Source organism: Oceaniglobus ichthyenteri, assembly GCF_003057885.1.
GTDB lineage: Bacteria > Pseudomonadota > Alphaproteobacteria > Rhodobacterales > Rhodobacteraceae > Oceaniglobus > Oceaniglobus ichthyenteri.
In genome coordinates this window covers 198,831-219,153 of the sequence record NZ_QAGK01000002.1, presented here as the reverse complement: position 1 = coordinate 219,153, position 20,323 = coordinate 198,831, and the positions used below count along the sequence as shown (strand labels likewise).

Below are 20,323 nucleotides of genomic sequence, written 5' to 3'. Positions count from 1 at the left end.
TTCAATGGGTCCCGACCCTAGATCGACATCTTCTTGAATATACGTTCTGGAATCGCACGGATGATCAACATGATATATCGCCAGAAAAACGGTGTATAAATCACGTCGCGCTTTTTTTCGACGGCTTTCAGGATATCGGCGGCCACCTTTTCGGGAGGGGCGACCAGAAACATGCCTTCAATCCCCCAGGTCATTGCGGTGTCTGCAAAGCCGGGTTTTACCGTTACCACATGGCCGCCTGACCGGGTCAGCCGATTGCGCAGACCCGACAGGTAGGTGTGAAATCCGGCCTTCGCGGCGCCGTAGACGTAATTGCCCACGCGGCCCCGATCCCCGGCAACCGATCCGACACCAACAACCACGCCTGCGCCGCGCGCCTCGATTTCGGGGGCGAGCAGTTGTAAAAACCGCGCGGGGCCGGAAAAACTGTCGATCACCGTGCCGTCGATCAAACCGGGATCGGCGTCGATCTCTGCCTGATCCGGCATGGAGCCGACGAAGACGGCGGCGTTGACGATGCGATCATCCAGCGCGTCGATAATTGGCTGAAATGTGTCAGGCTGGCGCGCGTCGAATGCCATCACCCGGGCGAAGGGCGCGCCGCGCAGTTCACAATCGGCGGCGGTGGTGGCCATGTCTTGCATGTCGCGCCCCGCCAGGATCAGGGCATCGCCGCGCGTCGCCAACATCCGCGCCATCGCCCGCGCCATAGAGGATGTTGCCCCGACGAGAATCCAAAGCTCTGACATCTCAAATCGTCCTCAGATCAAGGCGGCGGATCAAATCCGTGGCCAAAACGCCATCGGGATCGGCGGCGTTGGCCGCAGCGGCCCATGTGGCGTGTTCGGGGTACATGGCGCGCAGGCTGCTGCCCTTGGCCAATGAATCCTTGGCCAGATAGATGCGGCCCCCCGCGGCCAGGGTGTCGGCCTCAAGTTCGCCAATCAGGCGGGTCGCCTTGGCGCGGTTCGGGAAATCAATCGCCAATGTGTACCCCTCCATCGGGAATGACATCAGGCCCGCGCGCCCTGGCCCCATGCGTTTGAGCACCGCCAAGGGCGAGGCGAGGCCGGATTTCGCGATCCGCCCCAGCATCGCGCGCAGGGCGGGGGCCTGTGCCACCGGCACCACGCATTGGAATTGATGAAACCCTTCTTTGCCATAAAGCCGGTTCCAATCACGGATCCGGTCCAGCGGGAAAAAGAAATCCTGAATCGGTTTGACAACCGTGCGCCCCTTGTCTGGCACCCGGCGAAAATACGCGGCGTTAAACAGCCGCACCACAGCAGGCGACAGCGCAAAGCCGGGGGCATCAAATGGCACTGCCTTTGCCCCGCCCTTTTGGGTGACAAGGCCCGAACCGGTTTCGGCTTCTTCCAATATGCCACGGCCCAGGGAATCGCCCTGCGCGGTGGCATCAATCCAACCCACGCTGTAACTTGCGTCTGAGGCATCGAAATGGGCCAAAAAATCATCCCAGCCGGCAATGCGCCGTTCAGTAACGACAATCACGTCACCCTTGCATTTCAAAAGCTGCAATTCGGCGCTGGCAATGATGCCGGTCTGGCCCAGCCCCCCGACAGTGGCGGCAAATAGCGGATCATCGGGGGTAATGCGGCGGCTGGTGCCATCGATACCGATCAGGGTAATCGCGCGTACATGTTGACCGAATGATCCGGCCACATGGTGGTTTTTGCCGTGCACATCATGGGCAATCGCGCCGCCCACGGTGGCAAATCCGGTGCCGGGCATTACCGCAGGAAGCCATCCGCGCGGCGCAAAAACGCGCGCCAGTTCGCCCAGTTGCACACCAGCTTCGACCGTTGCAATCCCGGTCGTGGGGTCAAACGCCGCAATCCGATCCATCCGCAGCATTTGCACCGCCTGCCGCCCATGATTCAGGCAGGCATCGCCATAAGACCGGCAATTGCCAATGGCGGGTGCGGGTTCGTCAGCCATAAGCGCGGTCAGTGTCGACAAACGCTCGGGGCGGGCCAATTGGCCTGTTGCGCGCAATGCCCGGCCCCATCCGGCATAATTCGCGGTTTTCCAGCGCATATCAGTCCTTTCGCGATCTGCGTTCGGCCAAGGGAAACGCGATCAGGCCCAGCGCGATGGCAAACCAAAGGGTAGTTAACCGGATGATTGCGGTGGCCGGGACAGATACCGCCAAAGGCACGCCTTCCAATGTCAAAAGCGCGATCATCGCCGCCTCGGCGCCGCCCAACCCGCCCGGTGCGCCGGTCAGCCCGCCAGCCAAGGTTGAAAACAGAAAAATCCCGATCGCCGTGGCGAGGCCAATGTCATGGCCCATCCAGATCAGAAGCAAATGAAACGAAACACCTTCGGCCACCCAACCGATCAGCCCCAGACCCATGGCAGCGGCGATCACGGTGGGGTTTGAAAACTGTGCCAGGGACCGCGCGGCGCGCCGGATGCGTGCAAACAGACGGGGCCACAGACCGGTCGCGCGGTGCACATAGGTGGCAAAACCCGACAAAAGCACTGGGCGCGTGGCGACAAATGCGACAATCAGGGCCAAAAGCGTCACCGGCAGCCCCCCGGCAATACCCGTTGTGGACAGGGACAGGGCAATCGCCAACAAAACCCCCATGGCGGCCAGATCCGAGGCGCGGTCAATCAGGGCCAAGGGCGCGGTGCGTTCAAATTGCCAACCGGTTTCACGATGCAACCACCGCATGCGCACCAATTCACCCACACGCCCGGGGGTGACCGACATGGCAAAACCGCCCAAAAAATGCAGAATATTGCGATCAAACGTGGTGCCCAACCCCAATCGGCGGGCAAAAATGTGCCAGCGCAAAGCGCGAAACAGATAGTTCACCAAGCTCAGCGCCAGAAGCACGGCAATTTGCCAAACGGCGATACGGGCGATTTGCGACTTAATCTCATCCCATCCGGTGCCGGCCACCAGCCCGACAAGACCCATAACAAGAAGCGCCAGAAAACCACCAAAGATCAGGCGATCTCGGGTAAGGGGGGCGCGATGCGCTTGGGGGGGGCTGATCATGCTCATTGCCCGCTGATTAGCAACGGAATGGGGCAACACTATGGTGTTGTTTCCCAATTCGGAACAGATTCATGAAATTTTCAACGAAATGAAAAGGCGGGGCCAATGGCGCCCGCCTTTCGAAATCAGACGATTTTTGCTTCCGTGGCGGCGCGCAGCTCATCTTCGGTGACGCCGTCGGCGCATTCCACAATCTTCAGGCCGCCCTCGACCACATCCAGAACACCCAGGTTGGTGATAATCCGATCCACCACATTTTTGCCGGTCAGAGGCAGGGTGCAGGCTTTCAACACCTTGGATTCACCATGTTTGTTGGTGTGATCCATCACCACGATCACGCGGCCCACCCCGGCCACCAGATCCATGGCGCCGCCCATGCCTTTGACCAATTTGCCTGGAATCATCCAGTTGGCCAAATCACCGTTTTCGGCCACTTCCATCGCGCCCAGGATCGCTGCGGCAATCTTGCCGCCGCGTATCATTCCGAACGATGTGGCCGAATCGAAATAAGCGGTGCGTTTCAGTTCTGTGATGGTTTGTTTGCCGGCATTGATCAAATCGGGGTCTTCTTCGCCCTCAAACGGGAAAGGGCCCATGCCCAACATGCCGTTTTCCGATTGCAGCGTGATATCCTTGTCGCCGACATAGTTCGCCACAAGCGTCGGGATGCCGATGCCGAGGTTGACATACATGCCGTCTTCCAGTTCTTCAGCCGCGCGTGCGGCCATCTGATTGCGATCCCAGGGCATTACACGGCCTCCTTTTTGCGCGTCGTGCGCTGTTCGATGCGTTTTTCGTGGGTGCCTTGCACGATGCGATGCACGTAAATACCGGGCAGGTGAATGGCGTCGGGATCAAGGCTGCCGGTTGGAACGATTTCTTCTACTTCGACAACGCAAACCTTGCCACACATGGCGGCGGGCGGATTGAAATTGCGCGCCGTTTTGCGGAACATCAGATTGCCGGTTTCATCGGCTTTCCACGCTTTGACGATGGCCAGATCGGCAACAATTCCCCGTTCCAGGATGTAATCCTGACCATCGAAATTCTTCACCTCCTTGCCCTCGGCAATCACCGTGCCAACGCCGGTTTTGGTGTAAAATCCGGGAATGCCGGCCCCACCGGCGCGCATCCGTTCGGCCAAGGTGCCTTGGGGGTTGAACTCCAACTCCAACTCGCCCGACAGATATTGGCGCATGAATTCGGCATTTTCGCCCACATATGAGCTGATCATCTTTTTCACTTGCCGGGTTTGCAAAAGGATACCAATGCCAAAATCATCGACACCCGCGTTATTGGACGCAAAGGTCAGATCCTTTGTGCCGGCGTTCTTGATGGCCTCAAGCAACAATTCCGGAATCCCGCACAGGCCAAATCCCCCCGCAGCAATGAACATTCCGTCGAATAACAGGCCATCCAACGCTTCCGCAGCTGAGCCATAGATTTTTTTCATGGGTACGTCCCCGCAATTACCGTTACGTTGGTTCTGGGCCGCGTCGTGCGCGGTGTCAACGATGGTGGCGCAATCATTCGATCACGTCGCCATCGGTATCCGTGTCTTTTGCCGCCGACTTTGCCGCCGGTTTCTTTTTCGCGGCGGGTTTCTTGGCTGTGGTTTTTTTCGCTGCCGGTTTTTTTGCCGCTGGTTTCTTCGCCGTCGTGGCTTTGGTCGTTGCCTTTTTGGGCGCGGCTTTGCGACGCGTGCCTTTTTTCGCGGCCTTTTCGTTGATCAGCTCCAGTGCCTGCTCAATCGTAACCTGCTCGACATCGCTGTCTTTGGGCAGTGTGGCGTTTACCTTTTCCCATTTCACATAGGGGCCATATTTCCCCTCCATGATATCGATTGCGCCGCCATCAGGGTGCTCTCCGACTGCGCGCAGGATTTTGGCGACGCCGCGCCGCGCGCCCCGGCTGGCCACCTTTTCGGCCAGCAATTGCACCGCGCGGTTCATGCCGACTGTGAACACCTCATCTATGCTTTCCAGATTGGCGTTGGTGCCGCCCCGATCACTGGTCGAGGGGGCGTGTTTGATATACGGGCCATAGCGCCCGATATTGGCCCAAACCATGATCCCATCTTCGGGATGTTCGCCAATCTGGCGCGGCAAAGACAATAATTTCAACGCCTGAGGCAGATCCACCTCTTCGGGGGGCCATTCCTTGGGGATGGATTGGCGCGGCGGTTTTTTATTGTCTTCGGTCACTTCGCCGCGCTGCACATAGGGGCCAAACCGGCCCTTGAATGCGAAAATCTTGTCGCCCGCGTCAAGGCCCAGTTCTTTGCCCTCGGGCGGTATCCCGCTGAGGTCTTCGCCATCTTCGGAAGGGGGGCCAAACGCGCGGGTGTATTTACAATCGGGATAGTTCGAACAGCCAATGAAGGCACCGCCCGACCGGGCCGTGCGCATCGAAAGCCGTCCGGCGCCACAATGGGGGCACAGGCGCGGATCGCTGCCGTCTTCCTTGGCTGGAAACAGATGAGGCTCAAGCACCTCGTTGATCTTGTCCAGAACTTCACCAATCCGCAAATCGGCGGTTTCGGCGATGGCGGCGGAAAAATCCTTCCAGAACCGGCTGAGCACTTCTTTATAGTCCCGCTCACCGGCCGACACATCATCCAACTGCCCCTCAAGATCGGCGGTGAAATCATACTCTATATATCGCTGAAAATAATTGGTCAGGAATGCGGTGACCAACCGGCCTTTATCCTCGGGGAACAGGCGGTTGCCATCTTTGCGCACATATTCACGATCCTGAATCGTGGTGACGATGCTGGCATAGGTCGAGGGGCGCCCGATGCCCAATTCCTCCATCCGTTTTACCAATGTCGCTTCGGTATAGCGCGGCGGGGGCTGGGTGAAATGCTGTTCCGGTGTGACAGAATCCTTTTTCGCCGCTTCGCCCTGGCTGATCTGTGGCAAACGCTTGTCGTCCTCATCGACAACGGCGTCATCACGACCTTCTTCGTATATCTTCATGAAACCGTCAAACAGCATCACCTGACCCGTCGCGCGCAAGCCCACCTGGCCATCTTTGCTGGCGATTTCCACGGTTGTACGCTCAAGCCGGGCCGCCTCCATCTGGCTGGCCAGGGTGCGTTTCCAGATCAGATCGTATAATTTGCGCTGATCCGGATCGGTGATGCGCAGCGCGGCGGCATCCATCGCCATTTCGGTGGGGCGGATACATTCGTGCGCCTCTTGGGCGTTTTTCGCCTTGTTTTTATAAATGCGCGGGCTTTTTGGCACATATTCGCTGCCGTAGCGGTCTTTGATCGCGTCGCGCGCGGCGGTTACTGCCTCGGGCGCCATGTCGATGCCGTCGGTCCGCATATAGGTAATATGCCCCGCCTCATACAGACGCTGTGCGTTGCTCATGGTCTGGCGCGCGCCCATGCCGAATTTGCGACTGGCCTCTTGCTGCAATGTCGAGGTCATGAAGGGCGGGCTGGGGTTGCGGCTGCCTGGTTTTGCCTCAACCGATGCGACATGCAGATCGCGGGTTTCGATGGCTTTGACAGCCAGATCCGCCGCGGCCTGATTTTCAATGCTGAATTTATCCAGCTTGTCACCGCCCAGAACCGTCAGCCGCGCCTCATAGGTCTGGCCGCCCGGCGTTTGCAATACGGCCTTGACCGTCCAATATTCCCGGGCGCGAAACGCTTCGATCTCCATCTCACGCTCAACAATCAGGCGCAGGCAGACCGATTGCACCCGCCCGGCCGACCGCGCCCCGGGCAATTTGCGCCACAAGACCGGTGACAGGTTGAAACCAACCAGATAATCCAACGCCCGGCGCGCCAGATAGGCCTCAACCAACGGGCCATCCACCTGACGGGGATTTTTCATTGCCTCGGTGACGGCGGATTTGGTGATCGCGTTGAATACCACACGGCTGACAGGCGTGTCTTTCTTGATTGATTTGCGTTTGCGCAGGGTTTCCTCAAGGTGCCATGAAATCGCCTCGCCTTCGCGGTCGGGGTCAGTGGCGAGGATCAGCGCATTGTCCTTGGCCAGAGCATCGGCAATTGCCTTGACGTGTTTTTTGCTGTCGCTGGCAACCTCCCAGGACATGTCGAAATCATTGTCGGGATCGACCGAACCGTTCTTGGCGGGCAAATCACGCACATGTCCATAAGATGCCAGAACGACATAATCTGAACCAAGATACTTATTGATTGTCTTGGCCTTGGCGGGCGATTCAACAACAACGACGGGCATACGCTTCCTTCCGACTCGGGCCTTGGCGGCACCGCCGTTAGATGTGGGGTTGCGGGCGGGCTTGTCAATCGGGGCCGGCCAAGTCGGTTGGGCGAATATAGGCCAGGATCAGATTTTGGCCACCAAACCACCGGGTTGACGGGTGATTCTCCCGTCCAGTTCCAGGCTGATCAATTGTGGCGCGATTTCCCCAGCCGAAAGTGAAAGATCGCGGATCAACTGATCTTCGGCCAGAGGGCTTGGCCCCAGACGATCAAGAATCTGCTGGTGAAGTGTATGTGTTTCACGCAACCCGCGTTTTGGCGATGTGGGTGCCGGTGCCGCGGGGGGGTCCGGGGGTGCGTGGTCTTCCACCGCAGGGCCAAGCGCGGCAATGACATCTTCGGCATTGCGCACCAGTGTCGCGCCATCGCGCAACAACATGTTGCAGCCCGAAGCGCGGGCATCAAACGGATGGCCCGGCACCGCCAACACATCGCGCCCCTGATCCAAGGCATCGCGCGCCGTGATCAAACTGCCCGATCGCGCCGCGGCTTCGACCACGACAACACCGCGCACCAAACCCGAAATGATCCGGTTGCGGCGGGGAAAGTGGCGCGCCTGTGGTTGCAAACCCATGGGCTGCTCTGAGACGCGAAGCCCCTTTTCACCGATTTCCTGCGCCAAAACTGCGTTTTCGGCGGGATATACAATATCAACACCCCCGGCCATCACCGCCACCGTGCCATGGGGAAGTGCGGCGACATGGGCCGCCGTATCAATGCCCCGCGCCAGACCCGACACGATCACATGGCCGGCCTGGCCCAGATCATCGGCCAGTTTGCGCGCCATCCGCGTGCCCAGGGATGAGGCATTGCGCGCGCCCACGATCGCAATCGACGGCCGCGATAAAAGCTTTATGTCGCCCAAGACCCAAAGCAATGGGGGCGCGTCGGCCAGATCATAAAGTGGCAGCGGATAGTCCGGTTCACCATGGGCGATCAATCTTGCGCCCGCAAGACGCCCGGCCTTCAGTTCCGCCTGTGCCACGCCAACGGGGCAGGGTTTGTAATCTGATACACCCGCAGCAGCGGCGATTTTTGGCAATTCATCAAGGGCTGCATCGGCGCAGCCATGTTCGGCCATCAGGCGGAAAAACGTGGCCACACCAACCCGCCGAGAGCGTAAGAGACGAAGCCAGCTTAACCGAGCTTCCTCGGAGTGGGGTGGGGTGAGGGGGGTGAGGGAAGGGAAAAGATCCACCGGTCAACCTGTCTTCATCTGCTTACACCAACAAGATGCAGGCAGAATGGTTAAGAGTGTGTGAATGAATTCCAGTCATTCGTCGGTTTATTTCAAGCCCTTGTTTTGAATAGGATATAAGCTCTTCCCCGACGATTGGAGCAGTGCCGCTATGGGCGCAGATACGAGAATCATCTGCCGCAAATGGTGCCTTGGCCCCAAAGATCGCGGGCATCAAAACCAGATGATAAGGTTGACAGATTTGGGGCGCGGGCCGCAAAATCATCGCAATGCCGTAAAAATGGCATGGTTTTCTGGTGTGGTGGGCCCATCTTGATGCAAGGATGTTTGGAATGAATGCCCTCACCAATGTGCGCGCCCGGTCTGCTCAGAAGTTGAATACCGTGGTGATGATCCCGGCGCGGCATGCGTCGACACGGTTTGTTGGCAAACCTCTGGCGCCGCTCCGGGTGCCGGGTGGTGGACACAAAAGCCTGATCCATCTGACATGGGAGGCAGCGATGCAGGTGCGCGGTGTCGATGCTGTGCATGTGGTGACGGATGACACCCGGATCGCGGATGCCGCGGCAGAATTTGGCGCGTCGGTGTTGATGACATCGCATGACTGTGAAAACGGCACCGCGCGCTGCGCCGAGGCGGTGGCGCGCCACGGGATTGATGCCGATCTTATCGTGAATGTGCAGGGCGATGCCCCGCTCACGCCGCCATGGTTTGTCGAAGATCTGATTGCGGCAATGCGGGATGATGCGGCGGCGCAGGTGGCAACGCCGGTGGTTCAGTGCGATCCGCTGACCTATGGGCATTTCATGGCGGATCGGCAGGCGGGGCGTGTGGGCGGCACCACAGCGGTATTTGATGCCCGGCAGCACGCGCTGTATTTCAGCAAAGAGGTGTTGCCCTATATCGATCCGAAAAAGACATTTGTGCGCGACGTTCCGGTGTATCACCACGTGGGGGTTTATGCCTATCGCCCGTCGGCGTTGGCGGCTTATACCCGCTGGCCAACAGGCCGTTTAGAGCGGTTGGAGGGACTGGAACAGTTGCGGTTTTTGGAAAACGGTCACGCGGTGCGCTGTGTCATCGTCGATGCCAAGGGCCGTGTATTCTGGGAGGTCAACAACCCCGAAGACGTGGCGCGTGTTGAACAGGTTTTGCAAGAGCTGGCATGCCCGGTCGGATGATCCGGATTGGCGATGTGGCGGTGGGCGGCGGGGGGCCGTTTGCCCTGATCGCGGGTCCGTGCCAGCTTGAATCGCTGGATCACGCGCTGTTCATGGCCCAGGGGATTGCCCGGGCCAGCGGTGAACATCCTTTCATTTTCAAGGCCAGTTTTGACAAGGCCAACAGGTCATCCCTGGGTTCGGCCCGGGGTGTGGGGATGCACGAGGGGTTAGAGATTCTGGCGCGGGTGCGTGGTGAATTTGGCTGTCCGGTGTTGTCGGATGTGCATGATGTGGCACAGGCGGGTGCGGCGGGCGATGTGTTGGATGTGCTGCAGATTCCTGCGTTCTTGTGCCGACAGACTGATTTGTTGCTGGCGGCCGGGGCCACGGGGCGGGCCATAAACATAAAGAAGGGTCAGTTTCTGGCGCCTTGGGATATGGCCCATGTGGCCGCAAAAGTGGCAAGCACCGGCAATGAAAACATCATGCTGTGCGAACGTGGCACATCCTTTGGATATAACACCTTGGTCAGTGATTTTCGCGGCCTGCCGGTGATGGCGCAAACCGGATATCCGGTGGTGTTTGACGCCACCCATTCGGTGCAACAGCCGGGCGGGCACGGCGCGACCAGCGGTGGCCAGCGTCAGTTCGTGCCAACGCTGGCGCGTGCCGCCTGTGCGGTCGGGATTGACGGTTTGTTCATCGAAACCCACGAGGATCCGGATACAGCGCCCAGCGATGGGCCAAACATGATTCCCCTTGCGCAATTGGGCGCGCTGCTGGCCGATCTGCGCCGTTATGACGATCTGCGCAAATCGGGCCCCGATCAGGCATAGCGCGCGGCGATATCGCCCAGGATGGTGCGCACGATATCGTCGGCGCGCTGCTGGGTCGTCGCCTCGGCGTAACAGCGCAGTTCGGGGGCATTGCCCGACGGGCGCAGATGCACGATATCGCCCGATGCAAAACGCACCCGCACCCCATCGGTAAGGTCCAGTTCAGTTTCCGCGCCCAAGTGCGCGAAAAGGGTTGCCCGTTTTTCAGGGTTTTCAACCAATCCCGCGACCAAAGCCGCCGAGGTTTCGGTGGGCAGCCCGACCAGGCGGTCGGCGGCGGTGCGGCGGGCGGGCAGGGCGACCAGTTGATCGGCCAGTGGCCCATGGTCGCCAATCCCCGCCAAGGCACAGATTATTGGCAAAAATGCATCTCGGGTCATCAGGGGCGACAGCCTGCGATTTGCGCCGTCAATCGGTGTGCCGGTCAGAAACCCGCCATTTGCCTCATACCCGACCACGCGTGTGGCGGCGTCATCGGCAAGCGCCTGTTCGATCCCTTCGATCACAAAGGGCGATCCGATGCGCGTGCGGATGATCCGGTCAAAATCCATCGTCTCGATCATCGTGTTCGATGAAACTGGGGTCACAATCACCCGTGCGCCCAGATATCGCGCGCTCAGCGCGCCGATCACATCACCCACGATCACCCGGCCATTTGCATCACTTACCAAGGGTCGGTCGGAATCGCCATCCAGTGACACGATGGCGTCCAGATCGTCGGCCTTTGCCCATGCGCGCAACTGGCATCGCGTGGCATCGTCCACGGCTTCGGTATCGACGGGAATAAAGTGATCGGACCGGCCCAGCGATGTTACCGTTGCCCCCAAGGCGCGCAATACCGTGCCCAGATGATCGCGCCCCACGGCCGAATGTTCGTACACACCAATACGGCGATCTTGCAACGCGTGCGGGCCGAAAAAATCGGTAAACCGCGCGATGTATCTGTCGGCCACACCGTCAATCGGCGCAGGTTCGGACAGGTCAAGCGGCCCGTGCCAGTCGGCCAGTCGATCATTGATCGCGGTTTCATCGGCCTTGGTGATCTCTCCGGTTTTCGTGTAGAATTTCAAACCGTTGCGATCTGCGGGAATGTGGCTGCCGGTTATCATGATGGCCGGTGCGCCCTGGCGCAGTGCCTCAAGGGCAAGGGCCGGTGTGGGAACGGCGCCGCAATCAACCGGTGTCACCCCTGCCGCGCGGGCCCCCGCCGCGACGGCGCGCAGATGTTGCCGGGTCGACGGGCGCAGATCGCCGCCTAACAACACCGTGCCGGAAGGGGCGGTGCCACCGAGGAATGCCAAGGTATAGCGCGCGCACAGCGTATCGGTCAGCTCTGCCACCAGACCGCGCAGGCCGCTGGTGCCGAATTTGGGGGCCATTGCGAATTCTCCTTAGCGGGGGTGGGCGGGCGCCGTGCACCGTACCCCACGCTTAACGCTGCAGCAACAACCACAGCGGCCCCAAGCGCAAAGGCGGGCGCCGCCGTTTCGTCAGACACGAAATACCCGACCAGCCCGAAAAATCAGCGAAAGACAGCCAAGCATCGAATCGTCGCGAGGCGGCAAGGGGTCAGCCGCGTTTGGCACAAAGATTGGCCATCAGGGCAAAGGCACCGGGCGTCAGATGGGCCATCTGGTGGTGCAGGATCAGCGATGTGTGAATGTGCCGCCCCTTGCCGATATCGGCGGCCAAAAGGGCGCCTTGCAACGAGGCCTCGCCCGGATCGGCCATTTCCAGTAGCGGAATATATGCGCCATCCCAGCTTTTGGCAAAATACAGGCCGCGTTCCTTGTGCCAATCGGCCCAGGTGTCAGGCCCGATCCGGTTGGGGGTGTTCAACAGCGGATGATCGGGATGCAGATGCGTCACCCGGGCGGTTTCATCGGTCACCCGCCAGCGCAGCGAGGGTTGGCCGATTTCCAACCGTCTTGGCGGCGTCTGTTCCGGATTCCAGTCATCCCATGGGCGGTGATACAGGGTCAGCAATGTGCCGCCATGGGCAACCCATTCATGCAGTCGTGGCATCAGCGCGGCCAGCCCGGCGCGAAATTTCAACGCAAAGATGCCAATCACGATGGTATCAAGCCCGGCCAATTCAGCGTCGGATATGGTTTCGGGGTCGGGTGTTGCCACATCAAAACCCAGCGCGCCCAACCAATGATCAACCCGGTCATGACCGCCGCCGATATAGCCAAGGCGCACATCGGGCAGCGCCACATCGACAACCCGCACCATCGCCGCCGCCGGGGTTGCGCGGGCAGTGGGGGCGATATGGGGCTGGGTGATCCGGTGTACGGACATGGCCGACGCGCCGTTTAGGGTGAGCGCGATGTCATAGGCCCCCGGCGCGACATCCCGGGGTGCGGTCACGTCAAACCCGGCATCGGTGCGCCGGGCCGTCCAACCATCAGGCAAGGTCAGATCGGGCCGCGCGCCCTGGGGGTGCGTATTGGCCAGGGTCAGCGCCACGTCGCGCCCCGCCATGCGGCGGTTGATGATGATGGCCCGGTCGGGCGTCAGATCACAAGACAGCGGCGGCAAAACAACCGGCGGCACCAACAGCGGCAACATCACCGTGCCCGACACATCCCCCACCGTGGTGGTGACCCGCAATGCCGGCAGATCCGGCGCGTCGGCCAGCCAGGTATCACGATAGGGATCGTGGGGCGGTGCATCGGCGGCCACGGTTATGTGATCGCCGCTGTGGTGCCATCCAACCGGCAGCGCCCATTCGATGATCAGGTTGTCGGCCGCCCCCTGTTGATGTTCGATACTGGCCGCCACCCTGTCGCCAGGGCGCAGGAAATCAGCGCCAAGATATCCCTCGGCGGTGACGTGACAGGCAAGGCGGAGCGCCTGCGCCAACTGCTGTTCCTTGCGCGCCAGACGGTGCAAAACCTCGGGCTTGGCGGGGTCGGGGCATTTGGACTGCGCCTGCCGGATGTGGTGCAATGCACGGGCCAAACGGTGCGGTGTCTGGGCATCGGTGGCCGGAAATGCGGCCAGAACCGATGTGATTTCGCGCTGGGCCGCGGCCAGATCAACGGTCAGTTCGGGCGCATCGGCCCAAGCCGCCAGATCGGCCAGTGTTGTCGCCAACCCATATGTGAGCGACCCATCATCGTTGGCAATGCGGCTGTCGGCCAGGTGCAGCGGCCAATCCCGCTCGGCCCCCGGCGGCACCCATCGCCCCATCGCCTGGGTCGCATGAAAGACGCGCGACTGTTGGCCGATCTGCTCAAAACTCCAGCCGGTGATCGGATCGCGGCCTTTTGCGGGCACCACCGTGGTGGCGGGGGGCGGCGGCAGATCATCGTCATACGCCTGTCCGGCCCCCGACCAGGCCGGCAGAAACAGTTTTTTCACCTGCCAAGGGGGCAGATCGCACCCCGAAAACGCCGGATCGGCGGCCAGATCCATCACCAGATGCGCCGCCTCGGTCATGGCGCGATGATGGCCATGTTGACCGGGAATATCCAAAAAGGTGGGACAAATGATATCGGGCCGCTCGCGCCGCAAGATATGAACGAACCGTGACAATGTACGCTCCCGCCCCCATTTGCCCAGGGTTTCGACGCCGGATTTTGAAAACCCGAAATCGGTAATCGGGTCATCGGCACTGTCGCCCAGCCAATACAGGCGCAGCGACAGGGCCTGTGCCGCGCGCTCCATCTCGGCGGTGCGCAGGGCGCCCAGATCGGCGCCGCTTTCCGTTCCGATGTCGTTTTGCCCGCCTTCGCCCCGGGTCGAGCACGCATAGGACAAATCAAGCCCGCGTGCGCGCAGCGCGGCCAGCATCGCCGATGTTTCGTCATCGGGGTGCGCGCCGGTGTTCATGAAACTGACAATACTGCCCAAAGGCAAAAGTGCCGTATGCAATTGCAGGATATGGGGGTGTTGGGCGGCGATGCGGGCGCGATCGGACAGGGGCATGGCAGGGTTCCTTACACCACAACGGCCAGTTGCGGTGTGAATGAGTTGTTGATGACAAGGGATGCCGCGCCCAAAGCCGCCGTCATCCGCCCCGATGCGCCACGGATCAGGCGCGGGCCTGTGCGGTCGGGCCGGTGCGCGACCGAGCGTTGGTTCAACGGCACATGGGCGATCAGATGGTCGATGATCGTATCGGGCATTGCACCGCCCAGAATGATTGCCTGTGGATCGAAAATATTTTCGATCAGGGTGATTGCATGGGCCAGAGGCACGAGAGACCCGTTCAGCCAATCGCCCAGTGCGGTATTTTGCGCGGCATAAAGATCGGCCAGGGCGCTGCTGTTGGGGGCGGTGATTCCATGTTTTGTCAGATAATGTTCGACCGATAACCGGCTGACCGCCTGTTCCAGCAGGACTGGCCCATCGGGGCCAGGTACGGCAATGTGGCCGATTTCTCCGGCGTTGCCAAAGGCCCCCCGCACCAACCGACCTTCTGAAATCAGCCCCAGACCAAGACCGGTGCCGAAATACAGGAAGGCGTAATGTTGCAATTCGCGCGCGCGGCCCGATACGTGTTCGGCCATGGCGGCGGCGTTGGCGTCGTTTTCAACCATGGTCGGGACGCCAAATGCCTCGCTGAACCATGCGGCGCGGTCGATGCCATCCCAGTTGGGCAATTCGGTGGCGGAATTGGACAGCCCGGTTGGCCCGAACGGGCCGGGCACCACCACGCCCGCCCCCATGATTCGCGTTTTCGGTATGCCCAAATCGGCCACGGCCCGGTCGCGCAGGGCCAGAACCCTGGCGGTTGCGGTCAACGGATCGCTGCGCTCAAGCGTGCAGCGGCAGGAAAACACCGCGCGTCCGGCCAGATCCAGCATGATGGCAAACACTGCGCCGGGGCGGATTTCAACGCCAAAGGCAAATCCACCTGCCGGGTTGATTGCATATTGAATCGCAGGAAGGCCGCGCCCTCCGCTGGATTTTCCCTGCTCTTCAAGCAATCCATCGCGTTCAAGATCGGCAATGATGTTTGACACCGCCTGAATGCTCAGCCCCGAGGCGCGCGCCACTTCGGCCCGCCCCATGGTGCCGCCACGGCGCACCTGGCCCAGAACCAGCTGGCGGTTGTGGGTGCGCGAACGTTCGGCATTGGCGCCGATTATTTGATCGAATTTCACAACCATAGCCTGACCTAACCTAAAATCCTTGTTAATTCAACTGAATTGAGTTAATGGGGGATAAGTCGGGCACAGACCTGCATTTCAACTCTATCCGCGCAACAGCGGGCCAACCGGGAGAATACTATGGATATCAAAGCAATCCGGGGTTTTGCCCTGGCCAGTGTGACAGGCATTGCCACCCTGATGGGCAGCGCGGCCTATGCGGTTGAAATCGAATATTGGCAGTATTTCTTTGATGCCCGTGTCGATGCGATGGGCCAGTTGATCGAGAAATTCGAGGCGGCCAATCCCGATATCACCGTCAAGATGACCCATTTCCCCTATGCCGATTACCGCACCAAGGTGGCAGCCGCCATTCCTGCGGGGGCGGGGCCGGATGTGGTGCAACTGTTTTACGGCTGGTTGAATGACTATAAAGAGGCACAGTTGATCCAACCTCTGCCTGCCGAAACATTCCCGGCCGATAAGATTGAGGCCGAGTTTTTCCCCATGGTTGCCGCCATGCGTGAGGGCGATCAGTATTGGGCGTTGCCCACGGCCGTGCGTTCGCTGGCGCTGTTTTACAACGAACGCCTGATGGAAGAGGCCGGAGTGGACAGCCCGCCCGAAACCTTGGATGAATTGATGGAAGCCGCCCGCGCCATGACCAAGCGCGACGGCGCGGGCAACATCACCCAGGTTGGCATGACAGCGGGCATGACCGCGCAAGACCACCATTGGTGGCGCGAAGGTCTGGTGCGCCAATTCGGTGGCGAACCCTATCTGGATGACTACAAGACGGTGAATTACAACACCGATGCCGGACGGGCCGCACTTGAATATTATGCGGGTCTGTTTTCGGGCGATGACGCGGTATCGGCCATCGGGTTCATGGATGAACCCCAGGCCGCGTTCAAGGCCGGGCGCGCGGGGCTGCATATTGACGGATCGTTCCGTATCGGCGCGCTTGAAGGGACGCGGGGTTTGAAATGGGGGGTGACGGAACTGCCCGCCGGGATTGACGGTGTGCGCTCAAACTATGCGTCTTATTGGGTGAATGCGATCACCTCCAAGGCGCAGGGCGAAAAATACGATGCCGCCGTGAAATTCATGGAATATATCACCAGCGATGAGGCGATGCAGCTTTGGCTGGACGTGGTTGGTGAATTGCCCGCCAAACCCAGCGTCGGCATGACCGAGACGAATGCCCAGGATCCGGTGTTCGGCCCGTTCATTCGTGGCCTGGAATATGCCCACACCACCAAATTCGTCAACGAAAGCGCACAGCGCCAACTTATGGTTGAAGCGGTGGAACGTATGGCATTGCAAGACATGCCCCTGGCCGAAAGCCTGACCATCGCCGCCGAGGCCGAACAGAAAATACTGGATGAGTATTACAAAAAGTAACCCGTTTGGGGCACATATCTGACACAACTCCCACCCCCCAAACCGGGGGTGGGCGCGAAACGGGGCCGTATGTATCGCACTCTTTCCATCCGCCAAAAACAGATCGTCTGGGCCTATGGTTTTTTGGCGCTGCCGCTTTTGTTTTACGGGATCATCCGGTTTTACCCCACGGGCAATGCGATCCTGATCTCGTTTCAAAACTGGAATCTTTTGGGAGATCGTACCTGGGCCGGTTTGGAAAACTATATCAAGCTTTGGAACGATCCGGTATTTTGGAAGGTGTTCGCCAACACCTTTATTTACCTGCTGCTGGGCACGCCGATCTCTTTGGTGCTCTCGTTCATCATTGCCTACCACCTGGATCAATTGCGCTTCCTGCACGGGTTTTTGCGGATGCTGTATTTCCTGCCGTTCATGACCAGCGCGGTTGCCATGGCCTGGGTCTGGCGGTGGTTTTACCAACCGGTGCCGACGGGGCTGTTTAACAATTTCCTCGCACAAATGGGCGTTTCACAAATCAATTTCCTGAACTCAACCACCAATGCCTTGCCCGCGGTTTTGGCCCCGGCGGTTTGGGCGGGGCTTGGATTTCAGATCATCATCTTCATGGCCGGGCTGCGCGCGATCCCGAAATCATATTACGAGGCGGCGCGCATTGATGGCGTCGGCTGGTGGACCATCCTGTGGGAAATCACCCTGCCACTGTTGAAACCCACCATCGTATTCATCGTCGTATTCAGCAGCATCGGATTTTTGCGCATCTTCGATCATGTGTTCAACATGACCACGAATAACCCCGGCGGGCCGCTGAATTCGACCAAACCTTTGGTACTGATGATTTATGACACCGCATTCACCGGCTATGATATGGGTTATGCGGCGGCGCAAACCGTGGTTCTGTTTTTGGTTTTGCTGACGGTCAGCCTGCTACAGCTGCGTATTCTGAGGGATCGCTGATGGCCGTGGTCGAACCCATCCGCCCCAGCAGTGACGCGTTGTTGAAAAACACCGCGCCGAAAAAGCCCGCGAATATGGGGCAGATCATCCGTTGGACGGTGTTGTTTCTGGGCGGCGTTTTGATGGTGATGCCGATTGCCTATATGATCTCGACATCGCTGAAATGGCCCCACGAGGTGTATAACGTCAACCTGATCCCGGATGAGCCAACGATTGAGAATTACACCTATGTTCTTGAAGATGGGCGGTTTTATCTGTGGTTCGTCAACTCGATCATCATCGCCACGATCACCACGATCTGTAATCTGCTGTTTGACAGTCTGGTTGGCTATACCCTGTGCAAATTCCGCTTTCCAGGCCGCTATATCATTTTCATCGCGATCCTGAGCACGCTGATGATTCCTACCGAAATGCTGGTGATTCCGTGGTATCTGATGAGCCAACAATTCGGCTGGCTCGACAGTTATTGGGGCATCATGTTTCCCGGCCTGATGACCGCCTTTGGCACGTTTTTGATGAAGCAATTCTTTGAAACCGTGCCCGATGATTTCATCGAAGCGGCGCGGATTGATGGGCTGAACGAGCTGCAAATTTGGTGGACTGTGGCGATGCCATTGGTCAAACCCGCGCTGGCGGCGCTGGCGATATTCGTATTCCTGGGCAATTGGACCGCGTTCATCTGGCCGCTGATCGTGACCAATTCGGTTGAAATGTACACTCTGCCCGTGGGCCTGTCGTCGTTCGGGGACGAGGCCGATGTGGCGTGGGAATTGATCATGACAGGGGCGGCGATTTCCACCATTCCCACGCTTGTCGTGTTCCTGATTTTCCAACGTTTCATCATTCGCGGCGTGGTGATGGCGGGGTTGAAGGGATGAATGATATGAACGACACCTCGGTTTTTCCCGATCCGGCCTATCATGACACGGTGCTGGCGCCGCTGTTTGAAGGCGTGAAAACCCACCATGCCGCTGATATGGCCCGGATCAACCGCGCCCATCTGGTGATGCTGCATGAAACCGGCATTCTGGGGCGCGATGATGCCCGCACCATCGCCCGCACCCTGCGCGATATCGAGGCGGAAACCGACATCGCCAGCCTCCACTATACCGGCGAACATGAGGATTACTTCTTTTTCGTCGAGGCCGCGTTGAAACAGCGGTTGGGCGATTTGGGTGGGGCGCTGCACACGGCCCGGTCGCGCAACGATATGGATCACACGCTGTTCAAACTGCAATTGATGGCGCGCGGTACCGCCCTTGCCCATCAGATGGTCGCGCTGATTGGCGCGATGATTGAAACGGCACGCCGCGAATCCGACACGTTGATCGTGGCCTATACCCATGGCCAACCGGCACAGCCCACCACCTATGGTCATTATCTGGCCGCCGCGATTGAGGTGGCCAGCCGCGATTGCCAGCGTTTGATCAGTGCGCTGGAAACGGTGGAAATGTGCCCGATGGGCGCGGCGGCGATCACCACCAGCGGGTTTCCGATTGATCGTCACCGCATGGCCGATCTGTTGGGGTTTCGCGCGCCGCTGCAAAACTCCTATGGCTGCATTGCCAGTGTCGATTATATTACCGGGCTATATTCGGCCATTAAACTGGTGTTTTTGCACCTTGGCCGGCTGATCCAGGATTTTCAATTCTGGTCGGCGTTTGAAGTCGGGCAACTGTATGTGCCCAACAGTTTTGTGCAAGTGTCCAGCATCATGCCGCAAAAACGCAATCCGGTGCCGATTGAACATATGCGCCATTTGGCCAGCGTGACATTGGGCCGTTGCGATACCATCATCAACACCATGCATAACACGCCCTTCACCGATATGAACGACAGCGAGGGCGAAGTGCAGCAGGCCGGATATGCCGCCTTTGACAGCGGCGGGCGGATGATTGACCTGCTGACCGCCTTCCTGCCTGCCACGTCAATCAACCGCGATCGCGTGCGCGCCAATACCGATGCGGCCTGTATCACGATCACCGAATTGGCCGATACTTTGGTGCGCGACGCGGGGCTGACATTTCGCCAAGCCCACGAAATTGCCGCCGCCACCGCCCGCGATGTGATTGCGCGCGGCGTGCCATTGTCGGCCGGTTATGACGGGTTCGCCACAGCCTTTCGCGCCGGGCAGGGTGGGGCGGAACCGTTGGGCCGCGCTGCGTTTTGCGATGCGGTCGCGCCCGAAACCTTTGTTGCGCGGCGCGATCGGTTCGGCGGCCCGGCCCCTGGGGCGCTGGACGCGGCCCTGTCTGACGCCGAGGCGACATTGGCCAATCATCTGCGCCCCGCAGTTGCCCACCGCCAAGAGCGGGTTGCCGCCGCTGCCGACACCCTGAATACGGCCTTTGCCGCCCTGTTGGAGGATTAA

The 20,323-nt window shown here is 59.6% G+C and carries 16 protein-coding genes; 6 read left to right on the top strand and 10 right to left on the bottom strand.

The window, feature by feature from the left end; genetic code table 11:
• Window positions 1-17 precede the first annotated feature (17 nt).
• The 7 genes from C8265_RS04090 to dprA form a co-directional block, all read right to left on the bottom strand.
• A complete protein-coding gene (locus C8265_RS04090) occupies window positions 18-749 on the bottom strand; it encodes an SDR family NAD(P)-dependent oxidoreductase (RefSeq protein ID WP_108482708.1) in 732 nt (243 codons plus the stop codon).
• 1 nt (window position 750) lies between these two features.
• Window positions 751-2,058 carry an FAD-binding oxidoreductase gene (locus C8265_RS04085; RefSeq protein ID WP_108482707.1) on the bottom strand — a complete coding sequence of 436 codons (1,308 nt, stop codon included), beginning with the start codon at window positions 2,056-2,058 and terminating at the stop codon, window positions 751-753.
• A 1-nt stretch (window position 2,059) separates the two neighbouring features.
• Entirely contained in the window at window positions 2,060-3,037 is a 978-nt protein-coding gene (locus C8265_RS04080; protein ID WP_108482706.1) for a flippase-like domain-containing protein, read from the bottom strand.
• Between the two features lie 119 nt (window positions 3,038-3,156).
• Window positions 3,157-3,780: a CoA transferase subunit B gene (locus C8265_RS04075; RefSeq protein WP_108482705.1), complete on the bottom strand. Its 624-nt coding sequence runs from the start codon at window positions 3,778-3,780 to the stop codon at window positions 3,157-3,159.
• Complete coding sequence (locus tag C8265_RS04070) at window positions 3,780-4,484, bottom strand: CoA transferase subunit A (protein ID WP_108482704.1); 705 nt, start codon at window positions 4,482-4,484, stop codon at window positions 3,780-3,782. The genes C8265_RS04075 and C8265_RS04070 overlap by 1 nt, the downstream gene beginning before the upstream one ends.
• 73 nt (window positions 4,485-4,557) lie before the next feature.
• Window positions 4,558-7,251, bottom strand: coding sequence for a type I DNA topoisomerase (topA, locus tag C8265_RS04065; protein WP_108482703.1), 2,694 nt, complete (start codon window positions 7,249-7,251; stop codon window positions 4,558-4,560).
• 108 nt (window positions 7,252-7,359) lie between these two features.
• Window positions 7,360-8,493: a DNA-processing protein DprA gene (dprA, locus tag C8265_RS04060; RefSeq protein ID WP_338065767.1), complete on the bottom strand. Its 1,134-nt coding sequence runs from the start codon at window positions 8,491-8,493 to the stop codon at window positions 7,360-7,362.
• Window positions 8,494-8,867: 374 nt separating this feature from the next.
• On the opposite strand from dprA, the gene C8265_RS04055 reads away from it, so the two are divergent.
• Window positions 8,868-9,674: a 3-deoxy-manno-octulosonate cytidylyltransferase gene (locus C8265_RS04055; protein WP_108482975.1), complete on the top strand. Its 807-nt coding sequence runs from the start codon at window positions 8,868-8,870 to the stop codon at window positions 9,672-9,674.
• Window positions 9,659-10,492, top strand: coding sequence for a 3-deoxy-8-phosphooctulonate synthase (gene kdsA / locus C8265_RS04050; RefSeq protein WP_206050257.1), 834 nt, complete (start codon window positions 9,659-9,661; stop codon window positions 10,490-10,492). Before C8265_RS04055 ends, kdsA begins: the two co-directional genes overlap by 16 nt.
• On the opposite strand, the gene C8265_RS04045 is transcribed toward kdsA, so the two are convergent.
• From C8265_RS04045 to C8265_RS04035, 3 genes are all read right to left on the bottom strand, one after another.
• Entirely contained in the window at window positions 10,483-11,871 is a 1,389-nt protein-coding gene (locus C8265_RS04045; protein WP_108482700.1) for a phosphomannomutase, read from the bottom strand. The two genes, kdsA and C8265_RS04045, sit on opposite strands and share 10 nt — an antisense overlap.
• Window positions 11,872-12,061: 190 nt before the next feature.
• On the bottom strand, window positions 12,062-14,425 hold the full coding sequence (locus tag C8265_RS04040; protein ID WP_108482699.1) for a PIG-L family deacetylase: 2,364 nt from the start codon (window positions 14,423-14,425) through the stop codon (window positions 12,062-12,064).
• A gap of 11 nt (window positions 14,426-14,436) precedes the next feature.
• Window positions 14,437-15,606, bottom strand: a complete 1,170-nt coding sequence (locus tag C8265_RS04035) for an ROK family transcriptional regulator (RefSeq protein WP_164512262.1) — start codon at window positions 15,604-15,606, stop codon at window positions 14,437-14,439.
• Between the two features lie 126 nt (window positions 15,607-15,732).
• On the opposite strand from C8265_RS04035, the gene C8265_RS04030 reads away from it, so the two are divergent.
• From C8265_RS04030 to argH, 4 genes are all read left to right on the top strand, one after another.
• A complete protein-coding gene (locus C8265_RS04030; protein ID WP_108482697.1) occupies window positions 15,733-16,995 on the top strand; it encodes an extracellular solute-binding protein in 1,263 nt (420 codons plus the stop codon).
• 69 nt (window positions 16,996-17,064) lie between these two features.
• Complete coding sequence (locus tag C8265_RS04025; RefSeq protein ID WP_108482696.1) at window positions 17,065-17,952, top strand: carbohydrate ABC transporter permease; 888 nt, start codon at window positions 17,065-17,067, stop codon at window positions 17,950-17,952.
• A gap of 74 nt (window positions 17,953-18,026) precedes the next feature.
• Entirely contained in the window at window positions 18,027-18,830 is an 804-nt protein-coding gene (locus C8265_RS04020; RefSeq protein ID WP_420818844.1) for a carbohydrate ABC transporter permease, read from the top strand.
• Between the two features lie 5 nt (window positions 18,831-18,835).
• Window positions 18,836-20,323, top strand: coding sequence for an argininosuccinate lyase (gene argH, locus C8265_RS04015; RefSeq protein WP_108482694.1), 1,488 nt, complete (start codon window positions 18,836-18,838; stop codon window positions 20,321-20,323).